Below are 16,310 nucleotides of genomic sequence, written 5' to 3'. Positions count from 1 at the left end.
GCTTAGATTAAACAAATTGATGGTTAAAATTAATTAAATAAAACAAAACGGGAGCCTTTTGGGCTCCCGAAAAAATATCAAAATCAAAGTATCTGCAAAGCAAACTCCTTACTCGCTTCCCGCGAAGCCTCCACCATCGCAATCAATGCCTTTTCCGTTTCATCCCAATGACGGGTTTTTAAGCCACAATCAGGATTTACCCAAAGTTGCTGTGCCGGAATGACGGCTTGTGCTTTTTTCAGCAATTTCACCATTTCCTCTTTCGACGGAACTCTCGGCGAGTGAATATCATAAACTCCCGGCCCGATTTCGTTTGGATATTTGAAATCTGCAAAAGCATTCAATAATTCCATCTGACTTCTGGAGCATTCAATCGTAATCACATCTGCATCCATATCGGCGATATTTTGGATGATGTCATTAAATTCAGAATAACACATATGCGTATGAATCTGCGTCGCATCTTCCGCACCGCTGGCCGAAATTCTAAAGGCTTCAACTGCCCATTTCAGATAATTTTGCCAGTCAGATTTTCTTAATGGAAGACCTTCACGAATGGCAGGCTCATCAATCTGTATAATTCTGATTCCCGCTTTTTCCAAATCATTCACCTCATCACGAATCGCCAGTGCAATCTGTTTACAAGTTGTCGAACGAGGTTGATCGTCACGCACAAAAGACCATTGAAGAATCGTCACAGGTCCGGTCAACATTCCTTTTACCCATTTTTGAGTTAAAGATTGCGCAAATTCCGACCAATAAACTGTCATTGGTTGCGGTCTGTGAACGTCTCCGAAAATCACAGGAGGTTTCACGCACCGGCTTCCGTAACTCTGAACCCAACCGTTTTGTGTAAATGCAAATCCGGATAGTTGTTCCCCGAAATATTCCACCATATCGTTTCGCTCAAATTCTCCGTGAACCAATACGTCGATCCCGATTTCTTCCTGCCAGCGAATCGTTCTTTCGGTTTCCTGTTTCAATAAAGTGTCATATTGTTCGGCATTTAATTCACCTTTTTTGAATTTTGCTCGCCAGTTTCTCACCTCTTTTGTCTGCGGAAACGAACCGATTGTCGTGGTAGGAAACAAAGGAAGCTTAAGAACATCATGCTGAATTTCTTTTCTGATATTGAATGGAGAATTTCTCTTCGCATCATCTTCAGTCGTCACATCAACACGGTTTTTTACGTCCTGACTGTGAATTAATTTTGAAATTTTTCGGTTTTCAATCGCTTTTTTATTTTCGGCTAAAGCTTGTAAAGCATTGTAGTCAGGGTTTTCGGAAGCCAATTTTTTTAAATTAACAATTTCAGTCACTTTCTGTTTTGCAAAAGCCATCCATTGTTTGATTTCGTGAGATAAAATCTCTTCGTTTTTTTCAGAATCAAGGTCGAAAGGAGAGTGCAGTAACGAACAGGACGGAGCGATAAAAATTCTTTCCGAGCCAATTTTTTCAACGGCAGTTTTAATACTATTTAATGATTTTTGGAAATCGTTTTTCCAGATATTTCTTCCGTCAACAATTCCTAAAGAAAGACTTAAATTATTTGGAATTATATCTAAAGTTTCATCCAACTGTTCAGGGCAACGAACTAAATCAATATGCAGAACATCGATCGGAAGGGAAGTTGCCAATAACAAATTATCTTTTAATCCTTCAAAATAAGTCGCAACAATAAATTTAAGTTTTGGGAATTGTTTTCTGATTTCAGCATAAATGAACTGATAGACTTCTCTCGCTTTTTCAGTTAAATCTAAAGCTAAGAACGGCTCATCAAACTGAATATATTCAGCACCGTGATTTTCAAGTTCTTTTAAAATCTGAATATAAACAGGAAGTAAGTTTTGTGCTAAATCCAATTTATCAAAACCTTCTTCTTTTTCTTTTCCCAATAATAAATATGTCAGCAAACCGATGATCACAGGCTTTGCATTGATTCCTGCCTGTTTTGCGCTGATGAATTCTTTAATAATTTTATGGGAGAATAATGTAAATTCCTGATTTTTCTGAAATTCAGGGACGATGTAATGGTAATTGGTATCAAACCATTTCGTCATTTCCATCGCGGTGATGTCCAATCCATCTTTCTGGAAACCTCTCGCCATTGCAAAATAAAGATTCAGTTCAGACTTTTTGAAGGCAATTTCCTGATAGCGTTCCGGGATCGCTCCGACTGTTAAAGTCATGTCCAGAACCTGGTCATAAAACGAAAAATCGTTGCAGGGAATAAGGTCAATTCCCGCTTCCTGCTGCAGTTTCCAGTTGTTTTGAGTGATGGTTTTTCCGACTTCCAAAAGGTCGTTTGCTTCGATTTTGCCCGTCCAATATTGCTCGCAGGCTTTTTTGAGTTCTCTGTTGCTACCAATTCGCGGATAGCCAAGAATGTGCGTTTGCATTTTCTTAAAAACTTTTAAATTAAACAATGATTTTAAAAGCTCTTCAGATGCTTCGCAATGCAGTCGTAAAAAGAAATTTTATGGAGTAGAGGAGATACAGTGAGGACGCAATTTTCCTTAGGTAGATTAAAATTTAAACCATTAAGAAAAATTAAGTGGTTAAGATTTATTAAGGAAACATCAAAGATGTTTTAAGCGTTATGCCTAACTTAAAATATCTTTAAACTTAAAATTCTCAAATACTTAATGTTAAATTTTTTGACGCAAAGTTTTAATCTAATTTTTCTTTATTATTTAAGTGGACAAAGAAGAATCGATACATTGATTTTAAGAAGCGGAGGTATAAAACATACACTTCATCAGCGACAAAGTCGCAACTCTTTGCTCCTTAAAAATAAGAAGTCATAACAAAAAAATCTTTGCGTTTAAAAAAATTAAAATTAATTTAAAATTTTAAACCAAAAATACGTTCAAAAGTATCATCTGTTCGACCAAAAAACTCCAAACCGCGAGAGCATTGTCAATTCGGAACAGGCAGGTCTCCTGACTTGTAACAGCTTTTGTCATCCTTCCCGTTTGCACAGTGGATATACGCGGACAAAAACCTTTGGTGTGTTACTTACAGTTGCGCGACAGCTCGTGATTCTCACACGATTCCCTATTAATCTACCTTAAGTAAAACCTTTTCCGTTTGATGAAGTATGTAAAAGAACTGTTTCGGGGCAAATGTAGGGAATATTTGTTTGAGTTTTTAGAATTTTGAATTTAAAATTAAATAAATGCAGCTCCGGTTGCCCAATCAATAGTATTTAAAATGTTATAAATCTCATTAGGGCACTTTTTGCAAATAGTTATGAACCTAAAATCTTTTTCTTTGATTAAAGTGTCGAAAGTCTCAAGTTTTGTATTGCAAACAGTGCAGTTTCCATCTTCGTTACTTATATTAATAGCTTCTAATTTGTCGATTTCTACGTTTAAATCATTTACCGACTTAGAAATACTATTTAGATTTTCTTTGAAATGAAGTTCTGAAAATTCCAACAATAACAAAGCTTCAATTTTCATATCCTGAAAAGTGATTTTTCGCTCTTCAAATGATTCTAAAATATATTTTCTACAGTAATTTTTAATTCTATCTGTGAATGCTCCTGCCCGAAATATAAATTCAGAATCGGGATGGCTTGTATCAATCATATTAGTGTTTAATTAAATTCTCTCAAAAGGAATAATCCTGTCTTCGATCAATTTCTTTTTTAAACGATCAGCATATTGATGAGCAAACTTTTCTTTCTCAACTTTTGGAAGGCTCATATAATAATCATCACGAATTTCTTTTTCTTCATAATCCTCATCTTCATTTCCAGCTCTTTCCACAACTTCTAAATAATGAACATAATGCCCAAATTCATGCAATAAAGTTCTGTAAAGCTGAGTGTTTCTGCAAGATTCTAATCTTAATTCAGCAATAAAATCTCTTTTATTTTCGATAAAAATATGTCCGTCATCTTTTAATCTTACAAATTCTTTTTGATCTTCTATAGTTTGTTTTTTAGGCCAGACTAATTTTTTATTTAAATCAATAGAATCTAAAATTATTGCCGGAAAATATTCGTTTTCAAAATAGAAACTATAAATTAATCGTCCCCAAACCGGAGAAATTATTTCTTCTTTTCTTTTGGGTTGGCGAAGAATAATGAACTTCAAATCTCCATAATCTTCTTTTGGTATGTGCTGAATAATTTTTGCTAAATCCTCAACAGAGCATGAATGAAAACAGTTTTGCCGAGTTTCTTCAATAATGAATAAAAATTCATGTCCGTTGATAATTCTGACTTCAATTTGATATTTTTCAATCCTTTCGTAAAAGGATTTTAGTGTTCCGTACGGTGTTGAAATTTTAAGCCTATTATTTTGACCAAACCCCTGATTCTCGGTTCCAATATTTCTGTTTCTTCTGAATGGATTGTACATTGAAACAAATTTAATCTTGTTCAACCAAAATTTCTACTACTTTACTTTTCTCAATAGCCATGTTTTCCTGCGCCTTATTTACAATTCTATTGCGTTTCAAATAGTTAATAAAAGCTGTGACATATAAATTTTTATCATCAAATCCTGTTATTTGAAATTTCTCGATTTGTAATTTTTCACCTTTTATTTTTGAAACGGACAGCAATGACTGCTCCGAAAACCAATTGTTGTGTCCTGTATCTTTTCGGATTTCTAAAAATTGTACCTGTTGCTTATTGACTGATAAATTAACATGATCCTGATTACTATTTCTGCCAAAAGATCTGTGATAAAAATCAAGATGAATAAATTTTCCGATAAGATTTTTATCGATTTCATTGATTTTTACATAAGAAATATCTGATCCGTCCTGCGAAAAATAATAGGCAGGAAATAACAAGAAAAAAAATAAAAACTTAATTTTTTGGATCATTACGTTTTTTTTTACTCTGTTCGCTGAAAAATATACGTCAGTTTAGCATTTTTAATGAAATCCTGAATCGGAGTATCTTTTGTAGCATTTTTGTTGGTAAACTCGAAATAATACATCATCAGATTAGGAAATTTTGGATCTTTGCAGACTATTTTAATTCTTTTAACCTTTTCATCTGAACTCAGGAAAACCAACTCAGAAGCATTGCTCAGCTTAATATTATTCACATCGAAAGCATCTTTCCAGTTTTTCTGAAGTTTGGCAAATCTTTTTTGTGTTCTGTCGCTGTCTTCATTTTCGAATTTATCCACCTGGAATTCTGTTAAAAGCTGAGGATAAACTAAGCCTTCTTGGAGTATAGCAGCGGTAATTTTATCAGATTTATCAAAATAGATAACCTTATCATCAAATTTTGCCTGATTATCTTTAATAACTATATTTCCGGTAAATTTTTTATAGTTTTTCTTTTTATAATCGTTTTTAAAATGCTCAACAACTGCTTTATCTTTTGATCCCGCTTTTTCAGTTTTTTGGGCAAAAATAGGTGCAGATAATAGTAAAGAAAGGCTTACAGTATATAATATTTTCATGATGTGTGGGGTAGATTTATAAAATATTTTTAATTCTTAAATGCTGAAGCAACATTATTGTTTTAGCATCTTTAATTTCTCCTGAATCGATCATTTCCAGTGCTTTATCAAACAAAAGTTCAAGAACTTCAATGTTTTCACCTTCTTCATCGAGTCCGCCGCCATCAGCAATTTTCATTTCCTTAGAATATTCTGCAATGAAAAAGTAGAGAATTTCCGTTACGGAGCCTGGTGACATATAGGCTTCAAAAATCTTTTCAACTTTCGAAATTTTGTAGCCGGTTTCCTCTTCGGTTTCCCTTTTAATACAGTCTTCAGGGTTGTCGTTGTCTAATAATCCGGCACATGCCTCGATCAACATTCCGGAAGTATTTCCATTAATATAGGTAGGCAATCTGAACTGTCGGGTCAGGATCACCGTTCCAGTATTTTTATTATACAACAAAATAACGGCACCATTTCCTCGGTCGTAGGCTTCACGGCTTTGCAGTTCAATAGTTCCGTCTTCTTTTTGAATATTGAAAGTTACTTTTTTTAGGGTGTACCAGTTGTCTGATAAAATTTCCGTTTTTTCAATATTTATTTTAATATTCTGCATAGATTTTTACAATCTTATTTAAAATTTTTATTTTAATAAATCTTCCAAAGTACCTTTTAATTCAGGAAATTGAAACTGAAATCCCATTTTCTGAATTTTTTCCGAAGAAGCTCTTGAACCTTCCAGCAAAGCACTTGCCAGTTCTCCGAACAGCAATGTTAAAACAAAGCTCGGAACATTCGGCATAAATAAAGGTTTTTTTAAAACTTCCGCTATTTTTTTTGTTAAATTTTCATTGGTAGTATGTTCGGGAGCAGTAGCATTAAAAGCTCCATCCAAAGTTGAATTTTTTAAAGCAAACTCGTAGATCGAGCAAATATCTTTAATGTGAATCCAGGGCATGTATTGTTTTCCGTTTCCGAGAGGCGAACCAATCCCCATTTTTATGGTCGGAATCATCTTTTTTAAAGCACCATCCTTTTCAGAAAGTACAACGGCTGTCCGAATCTTAACCACTCTTTCTGTTATATTTTGTTCCTTATAATCATCTGCGGCTTTTTCCCAGACTACAACAACTTCGCTTAAGAAATCATTTCCCGAGGCATCATGTTCAGTAAAAATTTTCTCTGTCGTTTTTGTTCCGTAATAATTGATTCCGGATGCTGATATGAAAGATTTTAATTTGAGATTATTTTTTTTTAACGTTTTTAAAATCAAACCTGCGGAATCCACACGGCTTGAAATCAGTTCTTTTTTTCTTTCGTCGGTCCAGCGTTTTTCAGAAATATTGGCTCCTGCCAGATGGATAATATGTGAAATATTTTCGAAGGCACTCTCGTCAATTGTCCCGTTTTGTATGTTCCATTCAAACTCATTATTTCGTTGCTTTTTCCGGGTCAGAAACCGGAGTGTATATTCTTTTTCAAGCTGTTTTGATAATTCTTTGGCGACTAAACCGTTGGCTCCGGTAATCAGGACAATTTCTTTCATGCAAATAATTTTAAGTGGTTACGACTGATTTTTAACAATCAAAACAAAATCATCATCCAAAAGTTTATACCCGTAATCATAGATGAATTTATATTCGGAACCATTTTTATAAACCTTCAGATTGGTAAAATAATCAAAATCAAAACCCAAGCCATCAAGTTTAGATCTGGCAACTTTTGTTTTTCCGTCGGTATTTACTTCTGTCAGGATTCTGTAATTTTTGCGAAGTTTGTTGTTTATATTTCGCATAAGATTGTTAGAATCCTTGTTTTGCTTATTGTTGTAGGCGTTTCGGCAGGCATCATTACAAAATTTTTTGTCTGATCTTCCGATAATTTTTTCGCCGCATTCGAGACAGTCCATAATTTTTATTTTTTCATTTTGTGCGGATGTGCATGTTTTTTCTTCAGTAATTTTTTGAATCTGCTGTGGGTAGGATAGCTTCTATTCGGAGTTATATTATTAAAAAACAATGCCACAAGCAATAAAATGATGCAACCTGAAAGAACGGGCGACAGAACATACCAAAAGCCCAATTCAGGAATTTTTCCTGTTGAACTTACTGCAATCAGGGCTGTAGCGCCACCGGGCGGATGTAATGTCTTGGTATACTGCATTAAAACTATAGAAAACGCAACAGCTAAAGGCGCAGAAAGCCAGATAATATCAGGAACAATCTGATAAACAGTTACTCCGACCAATGCAGAAAGAACATGACCGCCAACTAAATTTCGCGGTTGTGCCAGCGGGCTTTGAATTGCCCCGTAAATCAAAACACTGGATGCCCCAAAAGATCCGATCAGGAAAATGTTTTCCGTAGCAGAAAGGGTATGCGACTGGATAAAAGCAATGATTCCGATGCCAAAAAATGCTCCCAGAAATGACCAGAAATGTTCTTTGTAATCTACCAGCGTTTCTTTATAGATTACATATTTTGATACCCTGAATGTTCTTTGTATGGTCTTCTTCATATATGTTCAAAGATACGGAATTATCCATTTGCAAACGGATAATGTATTCAATTAAATGCTGTACAGATCATCTCAGTTTTTGTATGAAAAGCTAAAATTACAATTTGCCGGAATTCTGAAGCTTAACTTGCCGGATAGATTGAGTTATAACAATGGAAAAAAGTAAGTTTACAACGCAAGAATGTAACTCTACAACGTACCAATGTTGTTTTACATCGTAAAAAAGTGGAACTACATTGCAAAAATGTAAACTTGCAACGCAAGAATGTAACTCTACAACGTGCCAATGTTGTTTTACATCGTAAAAAAGTGGATCTACATTGCAAAAATGTAAACTTGCAACGCAAGAATGTAACTTTACAACGTGCCAATGTTGTTTTACATCGTAAAAAAGTGGATCTGCATTGCAAAAATGTAAACCTACAACACAAGAATGTAACTTGCCAACGTCTTAATGTTGTTTCGCACAGAAGAATATGAAAACATTTAACTAAAGTATTCTATTGTTATTTGAAAATATTGAAGATGAAATGTTTTTAAGTTAAACAATGCCACTTCGTTTATCAAGTAATATAAAATTCTTGTATTACTTTGATAAGTTTCATACGTGGTAAATGTCCAAATTCTTATCAATGTCTTTAACAGAAGACTTTTAAATGATTCACAAGTGAAAGCAAACCCGTTTTCAAACGACTACAAATGAATTTAAATAGTTTTCTACCGATTTGATTCTCAGCTTTCCGCAATCTTTGCAACAGAGATTTGAGAAAACAGTGAACGTCTCTTATCTGAATATTAATTAAAAAAATACAAAGTTATGTCACTAAGAAACAAAGTAACATTAATTGGTTATACAGGAAAAGAAGTTGAAATGGTAAATTTCGAAAATGGAGCGGTGAAAGCTACCGTTTCTCTTGCGACAAACGATCATTACACGAATGCAAAAGGGGAGAAGGTAGAAGAAACACAATGGCACAATCTGGTTGCTTTTGGTAAAACTGCTGAGATTTTTCAGAAATATGTCCCGAAAGGAAAGGAAATTGCTATTGAGGGTAAACTTACCTACAGATCGTATGATGATAAAGATGGAGTAAAAAGATATATCACCGAGATTCGGGTAGAGGAAATTCTTTTGTTAGGAGGTAAATAATCTTTAAAAATGGAAACCATGAAAGTCAAAATTTTTAAAATACGATTGGATGATGAATTCCTTTATCAGGATCAACGGGTATTGGATGCTTTTTTAGAGTCCCATGAGATCATTAAAGTGGAAACGGCTTTTATACAGGATGAAAAATACTGGTCTGCCGTGTTGTATTTTGATGAATTGAAAATTGTTCAGAATACAGTTAAGGATTCAAAAAATACAAAATATTCTGTTGAAGATGATGTGCTAAGTCCTGATGAAGAGATAATAATGAATGCTTTGAAAGAATGGAGATCGGAAAAAGCAAAGGAACAGAATTTACCGTCTTACTTTATTGCCACTAATAAAGAACTGATGTCTGTTGCCAAATACAAACCTGCAAAAAAGGAAGAATTGCTTGATATCAAGGGTTTCGGAAAACATAAGATTGAAAACTATGGTGAAGAGATCCTGGAAATATTAGAAAGCATCTGATTTTTTCCGAAGATATATACAAATGATTTAAATTATTACGAGGAAAGTCGGAGCAGTTGATTCTCCGGCTTTTTTTATTACAATTGAGATCTGTTTACACGGGTTAAACATTTTCAAAAGTTTTTATTGGACGTACTTTCGGTAAAGTCTTTTCAATTCCCTATTTTTGCAAGACTTAGACATATTAATCATCATTTATCAATTATAAAATGAAACCAGGTTTAGCAAAAGGGACGAGAGATTTTACAGCATTGGAAGTTGCAAGAAGACGATTTATCATCAATGTTTTACAGAAAAACTTCGAGTTATTCGGTTTCCAGCCATTGGAAACTCCAAGCTTTGAAAATCTTTCTACTTTAACAGGGAAGTACGGAGAAGAAGGAGATCGCTTGATTTTTAAGATCTTAAATTCAGGAGACTATACTGCAAAAGTGAATCAGGAGGATTGGGAGAATAAAAGTCATCAGAAACTGACCTCTCAAATTTCAGATAAAGCTCTTCGTTATGATCTTACTGTACCCTTTGCCAGATTTGTGGCGATGAATCACAACCAACTGACTTTTCCTTTTAAGCGTTATCAAATCCAACCGGTTTGGAGAGCAGACCGCCCTCAGAAAGGAAGATTCAGAGAGTTTTATCAGTGTGATGCCGATGTGGTAGGAAGTGAAAGTCTTTTACAGGAGGTTGATTTGGTTCAATTGTATCTAAAATCTTTTGCAGAACTTGGAGTTTCTGTAACGATTCATATTAATAACAGAAAAATTCTTTCAGGTTTGGCAGAGTTTGCCGGGATTACAGATAAATTAATTTATTTTACGGTCGCTCTGGACAAATTAGATAAAATCGGGAAAGATGGAGTAGTGAAGGAGCTCTTGGAAAGAGGAATTGCTCAAGAATCGATTGATAAGCTGGATTTCTTATTCACACAATCAAATGATGCTTTGGAAAATCTTCTTCAGTTAAAAGAAAAATTTGCAGGAAATGAGGTGGGGTTAAAAGGTGTTGAAGAATTGGAAACCGTAATCACGCAATCTATAGATCTTGGTGTCGATATTCAGAATCTTGTTTTTGATATTACCCTGGCGAGAGGGCTGGATTATTACACCGGAGCGATTTTCGAGGTAAAAGCTGATGAGGTTCAGATGGGATCTATCGGTGGTGGCGGAAGATACGACAACCTTACAGAAGTGTTCGGAGTGAAAAATATTCCAGGAATCGGAATTTCTTTCGGTCTTGACAGAATTTATCTTGTGATGGAAGAATTAGGACTTTTCCCTGAAGAAGCCACTTCAAAAGTAGAATATTTATTCGCCAATTTCGGAGGAAATGAAACGGTTGAAGCTTTAAAACTGATCAGACAGTTAAGAGAAAAAGGAGTTTCTGCAGAAATCTATCCTGAAGCTGCCAAAATCGGAAAACAGTTCACCTATGCTGAGAAGAAAGGAATTAAAAACCTTGTTTTCTTGGGCGAGGAAGAGATTAAAAACGGAAATATTACCTATAAAAATCTTGAGGCGGGAGAACAGAAAACGGTTTCTCTGGAGGAGTTTTTAGGCTAATATTTAACAGATATAAAACTGAAAGCATTATCATTTGATAGTGCTTTTCTCATTTATCGTTTTAAAGATGAAAATTAAATACAAAATTTGTATTTTAGAGTGTCATAAAACCTGAACAAGGTTTATTGATGATTTTAAAACTATTAAACATAAAACCAGATGAACAACATTTGCGGATTGTGCGGAACACCTTTAACGTCTATGGATACGCTTTTGGGAGAAAATAAACTGGCAGACGGCCATGTTTTGTGCAACAAATGCCTGAATCAGGCGACCGGCATCAATAAAGATATTGTCAATAACCTGAACCAGTTTTTCCTTCCTGAGATCAGAGGATTTATTCTTCAGAGTAAAATCGGGGAATCTGAAAGTCCAGCAGCTTCACAAACTTCGGGTTTCCAACATACTGAGACACCAAGTTTTGGATTTGGTGGAATACCGACAAGACTGGATGAGATTCAGGATCAGATTGTTGCTTTGAATGCGAGACTGAGCGTTTTTGCCAATGCGGAAGTAAAAGAGCTTGTAAATGTTTTGGAAAAAGATGAAAGGCTTACTGCTATCGCTGAAGGATTAACTATACCCGGAAAAATTGAAGGTTTGATTTTTTCAACGCAGAAAAGAGTGGTTTTTATTGATAAAAAATTCTTTGGAAACGTTCAGAAAGACGAATACTTATATCAGAATATCCGTTCGGTAGATCATGTGGAAAGTCTTTTATATTCAACATTAAAGGTTTTTACGAAAAGCGGTTCGATGGCAGAATTTAAACTTCATAATAAAAATGATGGGAAAACATTTTGCAATGCAGTAAACGCTTATCTTAATGGCTCTGTAAAGCAGCCTGTTCCGCAACAACAACAAATTCAAGCATCATCTTTTAATTTGTATAATTTACCGACATCGGAAAATCCGTTTCAGCAGCAAAGCAATTCGGCTCCTGTTCAGCAAAGTTCATCCGAAGTGAAAAAAGAATCTGCCGAAGTTATTTTTGATCAATTGGAGAAGCTTGGAAAACTAAGGGAAATGGGCGTTTTAACAGAAGAAGAATTCGCAGAACAGAAGAAAAAATTATTAGAAAGGCTTTAAATATTAAAATTTCAATTAAAAAATGAATGATCATTGCGGACTGTGCGGGAATAAACTGACCTCAATGGATACGATGCTGGGGGAGAACTTACTTTCAGACGGAAATATCCTTTGCAATAAATGTCTGGAAAAAGCAAGCAACATCAATCAGGAATTACTTTCAGACCTGCATCAATTCAGCATCAAAGATATTCAAAGTCTTATTCAAAGTGGGACTGTAGTTCAGGAAAATACGTTTGAGGATGATGAGAACTTGCCACTCGCTGTAAATTCTAATCAAAATGTATTGTCCAAAGATCTTTATAAAAAAAGACTGAAAGAAATAAAACGGGAATTAGAAGGTTTAAAAGCTAATCTTTCTATGTTTACCAAAGGAGAGATCAAAGAACTGCCCCATATTTTAGGTCTTGATGAGACTATATTAGCAATTACAGACGCACAGTTTGTAAAAACAACTGACGCCGGGATTTTGCTGGTAACTCCGAAAAGGATTATTTCTGTTTCAAAAGTCATGTTTTCTTTGGCAAAAGTTCACGAATATCTTAATGAAAATATTGTGGAGGTCAGTTTTGTGAAAAATTTTTTATCACCGGTTATTAAAATTCATACAGCCGATAAAATTGCCGAGTTCGAGTCTTTTTTTAATAAAGATTACGCCGAAGATTTTTATAATTTCATCGGAAAAATTTACAATAAGGAAAAACCTCAGACAAATTCAGAAGAAGTGAAAAAGTTTTCCTCAGAGGAGGTTTTCGAGCAGCTTGAAAAACTGGCTCAACTGAGAGAAAGTGGAATTTTAACCGAAGAAGAATTTGCAGAACAAAAGAAAAAATTGCTAGATAAATTGTAAATAATTATCATAAAACTAAAAACCAATGGAAAATTATTTAGAAATCAATAAAAACTCTTGGAATGCCAAAGTAGATACACATGTAAAATCGGATTTCTATTTTGTTGATGAATTTTTAAAAGGAAGAACTTCATTAAACTCGATCGAACTAGAACTTTTAGGGGATCTGAAGGATAAAACCATTTTACATTTGCAGTGTCATTTTGGCCAGGATTCTATTTCGTTATCAAGATTGGGAGCGAAAGTGACCGGAATTGACTTATCTGATAAAGCGATTGAAACGGCTCGGGATTTAGCAAAAAAAGCAGAAATGGACACGGAGTTTATCTGTACGGATGTTTATAACCTTCCTGATGTTTTAGACCAGAAATTCGATATCGTTTTTACAAGTTATGGGACCATTGGCTGGCTTCCGGATCTCAACAAATGGGCAAAAATTATTAATCATTTCCTGAAACCGGACGGAAAATTTATCATGGCAGAATTTCACCCCATGGTCTGGATGTTTGACGATGATTTTGAAGGCGTAAAATATAATTATTTCAATGAAAAACCAATCGTAGAAACTTACGAGGGTACTTATGCCGATCAGTCGGCTGATATCGTTCAGGATTATGTCATGTGGAATCATCCTTTGTCGGATATCCTTCAGAATTTAATTGAAAATAATATTCAGATAAAAAAATTCAAAGAATTCGATTGGTCGCCATATCCTTGCTTTAAACATGTGGAAGAATTTGAAAAAGGAAAGTGGAGAATTCCGCAGTTCGGAAACAAAATACCACTGGTTTTTGCTATTGATGCACAAAAAAAGTCATCGTAATTAAAAACTACGATGACTTTCTGTATATATGAATGTTAAATAAACTAGTCTTAACTTACAGACTCCTGTGCTTTGTTTTTCACTTCGTCTACTTTGTCCTGAGCCTGAGAGGCAAGATTATTGGCTTTATCCTTAAGATCGTTTCCCCATTTATTGAGGTTGTCTTTTGCGGTATTGATCTTATCTTTTACCATTTGTTTTTCTTCATCAGAAGAGTTTTTATACTTCCAATATGCCAATGCTCCTAATCCTACTAGCGCTAATAAACCTTTTGTCTTATTTCCCATGATTTCTATTTTTTAATGTTAATATTAAAGTTTGATGTTAGGTATCATGTAAAATGTGTGCCAAAAAAAATCTGATGACTTATAAAATAATGTTAAATTAATTGAAAATTTCAAAATTTTCTCCGTCAAAGCTCGCAAAAACCATAGTGGGATAAGAATCCTGATGGAAGATATTTCCATCTTTATCAATGGCAATGGCGCCGGCAAACCCATCGATGGCTTTAAGCTCTTCGAAAGTTTTCGTAAAAGCATTTTCAAGAGTCATTCCGTCAGTCACTCTTGTTACAATCTTTGTGGCTGTGGCATTACTTACAATATCTTCACCTACTCCGGTACAGCTTACGGCACAGAAAGAATTCGCATAATTACCGGCAACCGTGGCAGAATCTGAAATTCTTCCCGGAATTTCGAAACCTTTTCCTCCTGTAGAGGTGGCAACAGCTAATTTACCATCTTTATCAATGGCGACACAGCCAACTGTTCCTTTTCCGCCATTATTAAGTTTTTCCTGGTATTCTTTTCTTCTTTGAGGAATTTCGGTTGAAAAATCTTCGAAACCATTCTCATTGGCGTAGATTTTCGCGCCATTTCCACCTAAAACCCTGTCGTCTTCAGTAATTAAATCTTTCGCAACAAAAATCGGATTTTTTACATTCTGAATATTGATGACACCACTCAATTTCTGGGTTTCGCCATTCATGATGGCAGCACTCATCCTGATGACACCGTCGCTTTGGATTTGTGACCCGATTCCGGCATTGTATAAAGGATCGTCTTCCAAAAGGGAAACGGCGTACGCTACTGTATCAAATGCGGAATGAGACTGAAGGTATTCGAATGCTTTCTGGGCTATATTTTTTAAAGATTTCTGCTTGGCAACTTTTACTTCGTGGCTTTGGTCGCTTTCTGAGAAAAAACCTCCGTGAATGATTAATTTCATAGTTTTGAAAGTTATGAATTATAAATTATGAGTGATTTGAGAAGGTATGTTTTATTTTATATAAATTAAATCTGAGCTAAAATCTACAATTTATTTGCGTCTTAAAACTCATAATTAATCATTTATAATTTATAATTCAATTATCTGTCTTGCGGAATCGGATTAAACTGGGAATTTTCAATGGTTAAAGTTTTCGTGGTCAAATCATAATGGTCGTTCATTGACATTACATGAACGGTTAAATTATCAATAGAAATAGGTTCTCCAAGATTAATATTCGTCAGATTGGTGTCTTTAATAAATCTTCCGTCTACCAAAATTACCAGTCCGGAGCCTACAGCTGTCATCACATCATTATGAATGAAGAGTCCTGTGTCTTCTCCCAAACCGATTCCCAGCGTTCTCGGATTATTCACAACAGCCTGGAAAAGTCTCCCGATTCTTCCCCGCTGTACAAAGTGCGTATCGATAATAACGTTGTCAATTAATCCTAAACCTTGTGTCGTTTTAATTTCACCTTTCAGCAAGGCCTCAGAACTGCTTCCCTGATAGATCATATTTTCAGAAGCGGCAGCCGCTCCGGCAGAAGTACCAGAGTAAATAAAATCCTGTTCCTGATATTTTAGTAAAATCGTATCATGAAATCTTGTTCCTCCAAGAATTGAAGTCAGTCTCAATTGGTCTCCCCCGGTGAACATGACAACATCTGCCGCGTTTGCCCTGGCAACCATGGCATCAGAATTAGCCTCTTCACGATTATGAATGTCGAGGATATTAACGTTTTTAGCACCCAAAAATTCGAATGCTTTTTTATATTCTGAGCCGACAATCTGAGGTATCTGAGAAGCGGTTGTGATGATCTCAATAACAGAATCTTCCTTATGTTTAGATTCATTAATGATTTTTCGGAGAATTCCTCTTTCAAAAAAATTCAGGTTTTTCTCTATATTCTGATCAAAATCGGTTTCTGCAAAACTACCTTTGTTTACAGCGCCACCGATAACAATTAATTTTCCAACAGGTTTCATCATAGACTGCAAATTTAAAAAATAATTAATATTTGACGAAATCATATATTCATATAAATGATTTTGAGGATTTTAGAATTGTTAATAAATTTTCTTTATTTTTTAGTAAATGTTGAACTGTGGTATAGTTTCGTTTAGGGTTTTACATTATCTTTGATTTTAAATGAAGTTATTGTTAACTA

At 34.8% G+C, this 16,310-nt stretch carries 18 protein-coding genes and 1 riboswitch; of the genes, 6 read left to right on the top strand and 12 right to left on the bottom strand.

The annotated features are described in order from the left end of the window. Positions 1-83 precede the first annotated feature (83 nt). The 9 genes from metE to BUA89_RS09440 form a co-directional block, all read right to left on the bottom strand. On the bottom strand, positions 84-2,399 hold the full coding sequence (gene metE / locus BUA89_RS09480; RefSeq protein WP_072956314.1) for a 5-methyltetrahydropteroyltriglutamate--homocysteine S-methyltransferase: 2,316 nt from the start codon (positions 2,397-2,399) through the stop codon (positions 84-86). A gap of 516 nt (positions 2,400-2,915) precedes the next feature. After that, positions 2,916-3,100: riboswitch (cobalamin riboswitch) on the bottom strand. Positions 3,101-3,170: 70 nt separating this feature from the next. Then, positions 3,171-3,593, bottom strand: a complete 423-nt coding sequence (locus BUA89_RS09475; protein ID WP_072956311.1) for a hypothetical protein — start codon at positions 3,591-3,593, stop codon at positions 3,171-3,173. 12 nt (positions 3,594-3,605) lie between these two features. Beyond that, a complete protein-coding gene (locus BUA89_RS09470) occupies positions 3,606-4,370 on the bottom strand; it encodes a hypothetical protein (RefSeq protein WP_072956308.1) in 765 nt (254 codons plus the stop codon). Positions 4,371-4,380: 10 nt separating this feature from the next. Beyond that, the gene (locus BUA89_RS09465) at positions 4,381-4,842 is read right to left on the bottom strand and encodes a hypothetical protein (RefSeq protein WP_072956304.1); all 462 of its coding nucleotides are present in this window, start codon (positions 4,840-4,842) and stop codon (positions 4,381-4,383) included. Between the two features lie 11 nt (positions 4,843-4,853). Further along, positions 4,854-5,432: a hypothetical protein gene (locus BUA89_RS09460; RefSeq protein WP_072956301.1), complete on the bottom strand. Its 579-nt coding sequence runs from the start codon at positions 5,430-5,432 to the stop codon at positions 4,854-4,856. A 16-nt stretch (positions 5,433-5,448) separates the two neighbouring features. Then, positions 5,449-6,030 (bottom strand): GDP-mannose pyrophosphatase NudK, encoded by a 582-nt coding sequence (gene nudK, locus BUA89_RS09455; protein ID WP_072956298.1) that lies wholly within the window; start codon positions 6,028-6,030, stop codon positions 5,449-5,451. Positions 6,031-6,057: 27 nt separating this feature from the next. Then, positions 6,058-6,960, bottom strand: coding sequence for a TIGR01777 family oxidoreductase (locus tag BUA89_RS09450; RefSeq protein WP_072956295.1), 903 nt, complete (start codon positions 6,958-6,960; stop codon positions 6,058-6,060). 18 nt (positions 6,961-6,978) lie between these two features. Continuing rightward, on the bottom strand, positions 6,979-7,323 hold the full coding sequence (locus tag BUA89_RS09445; RefSeq protein WP_072956292.1) for a hypothetical protein: 345 nt from the start codon (positions 7,321-7,323) through the stop codon (positions 6,979-6,981). A gap of 5 nt (positions 7,324-7,328) precedes the next feature. Then, on the bottom strand, positions 7,329-7,931 hold the full coding sequence (locus BUA89_RS09440; RefSeq protein WP_072956288.1) for an HPP family protein: 603 nt from the start codon (positions 7,929-7,931) through the stop codon (positions 7,329-7,331). Between the two features lie 817 nt (positions 7,932-8,748). Between BUA89_RS09440 and BUA89_RS09435 the strand changes: the two genes are divergently transcribed. The 6 genes from BUA89_RS09435 (at position 8,749) to BUA89_RS09410 (ending at position 13,873) form a co-directional block, all read left to right on the top strand. Further along, the gene (locus BUA89_RS09435; protein WP_072956285.1) at positions 8,749-9,081 is read left to right on the top strand and encodes a single-stranded DNA-binding protein; all 333 of its coding nucleotides are present in this window, start codon (positions 8,749-8,751) and stop codon (positions 9,079-9,081) included. A gap of 18 nt (positions 9,082-9,099) precedes the next feature. After that, positions 9,100-9,552 carry an HRDC domain-containing protein gene (locus BUA89_RS09430; RefSeq protein ID WP_072957102.1) on the top strand — a complete coding sequence of 151 codons (453 nt, stop codon included), beginning with the start codon at positions 9,100-9,102 and terminating at the stop codon, positions 9,550-9,552. Positions 9,553-9,761: 209 nt separating this feature from the next. Next, entirely contained in the window at positions 9,762-11,111 is a 1,350-nt protein-coding gene (gene hisS / locus BUA89_RS09425) for a histidine--tRNA ligase (RefSeq protein ID WP_072956282.1), read from the top strand. Positions 11,112-11,270: 159 nt separating this feature from the next. After that, the gene (locus BUA89_RS22915) at positions 11,271-12,200 is read left to right on the top strand and encodes a PH domain-containing protein (RefSeq protein WP_143152322.1); all 930 of its coding nucleotides are present in this window, start codon (positions 11,271-11,273) and stop codon (positions 12,198-12,200) included. Positions 12,201-12,222: 22 nt separating this feature from the next. Further along, positions 12,223-13,050 (top strand): PH domain-containing protein, encoded by an 828-nt coding sequence (locus BUA89_RS22910; protein WP_072956276.1) that lies wholly within the window; start codon positions 12,223-12,225, stop codon positions 13,048-13,050. Between the two features lie 25 nt (positions 13,051-13,075). Further along, the gene (locus BUA89_RS09410; RefSeq protein WP_072956273.1) at positions 13,076-13,873 is read left to right on the top strand and encodes a class I SAM-dependent methyltransferase; all 798 of its coding nucleotides are present in this window, start codon (positions 13,076-13,078) and stop codon (positions 13,871-13,873) included. A gap of 50 nt (positions 13,874-13,923) precedes the next feature. Here the strand turns inward: BUA89_RS09410 and BUA89_RS09405 are convergent, their stop codons facing one another. The 3 genes from BUA89_RS09405 to BUA89_RS09395 form a co-directional block, all read right to left on the bottom strand. Then, complete coding sequence (locus tag BUA89_RS09405; protein WP_072956270.1) at positions 13,924-14,160, bottom strand: YtxH domain-containing protein; 237 nt, start codon at positions 14,158-14,160, stop codon at positions 13,924-13,926. A 97-nt stretch (positions 14,161-14,257) separates the two neighbouring features. Then, positions 14,258-15,100 (bottom strand): isoaspartyl peptidase/L-asparaginase, encoded by an 843-nt coding sequence (locus BUA89_RS09400; protein WP_072956267.1) that lies wholly within the window; start codon positions 15,098-15,100, stop codon positions 14,258-14,260. 140 nt (positions 15,101-15,240) lie between these two features. Beyond that, entirely contained in the window at positions 15,241-16,128 is an 888-nt protein-coding gene (locus tag BUA89_RS09395) for a cyanophycinase (RefSeq protein ID WP_072957099.1), read from the bottom strand. Positions 16,129-16,310: the final 182 nt, after the last annotated feature.

Origin of the sequence: Chryseobacterium arachidis (genome assembly GCF_900129245.1) — a bacterium.
In the GTDB taxonomy this organism is placed as follows: Bacteria; Bacteroidota; Bacteroidia; order Flavobacteriales; family Weeksellaceae; genus Chryseobacterium; species Chryseobacterium arachidis.
The sequence above is the reverse complement of the archived record's forward strand: the minus strand, read 5'-3'. Positions and strand labels throughout refer to the sequence as shown.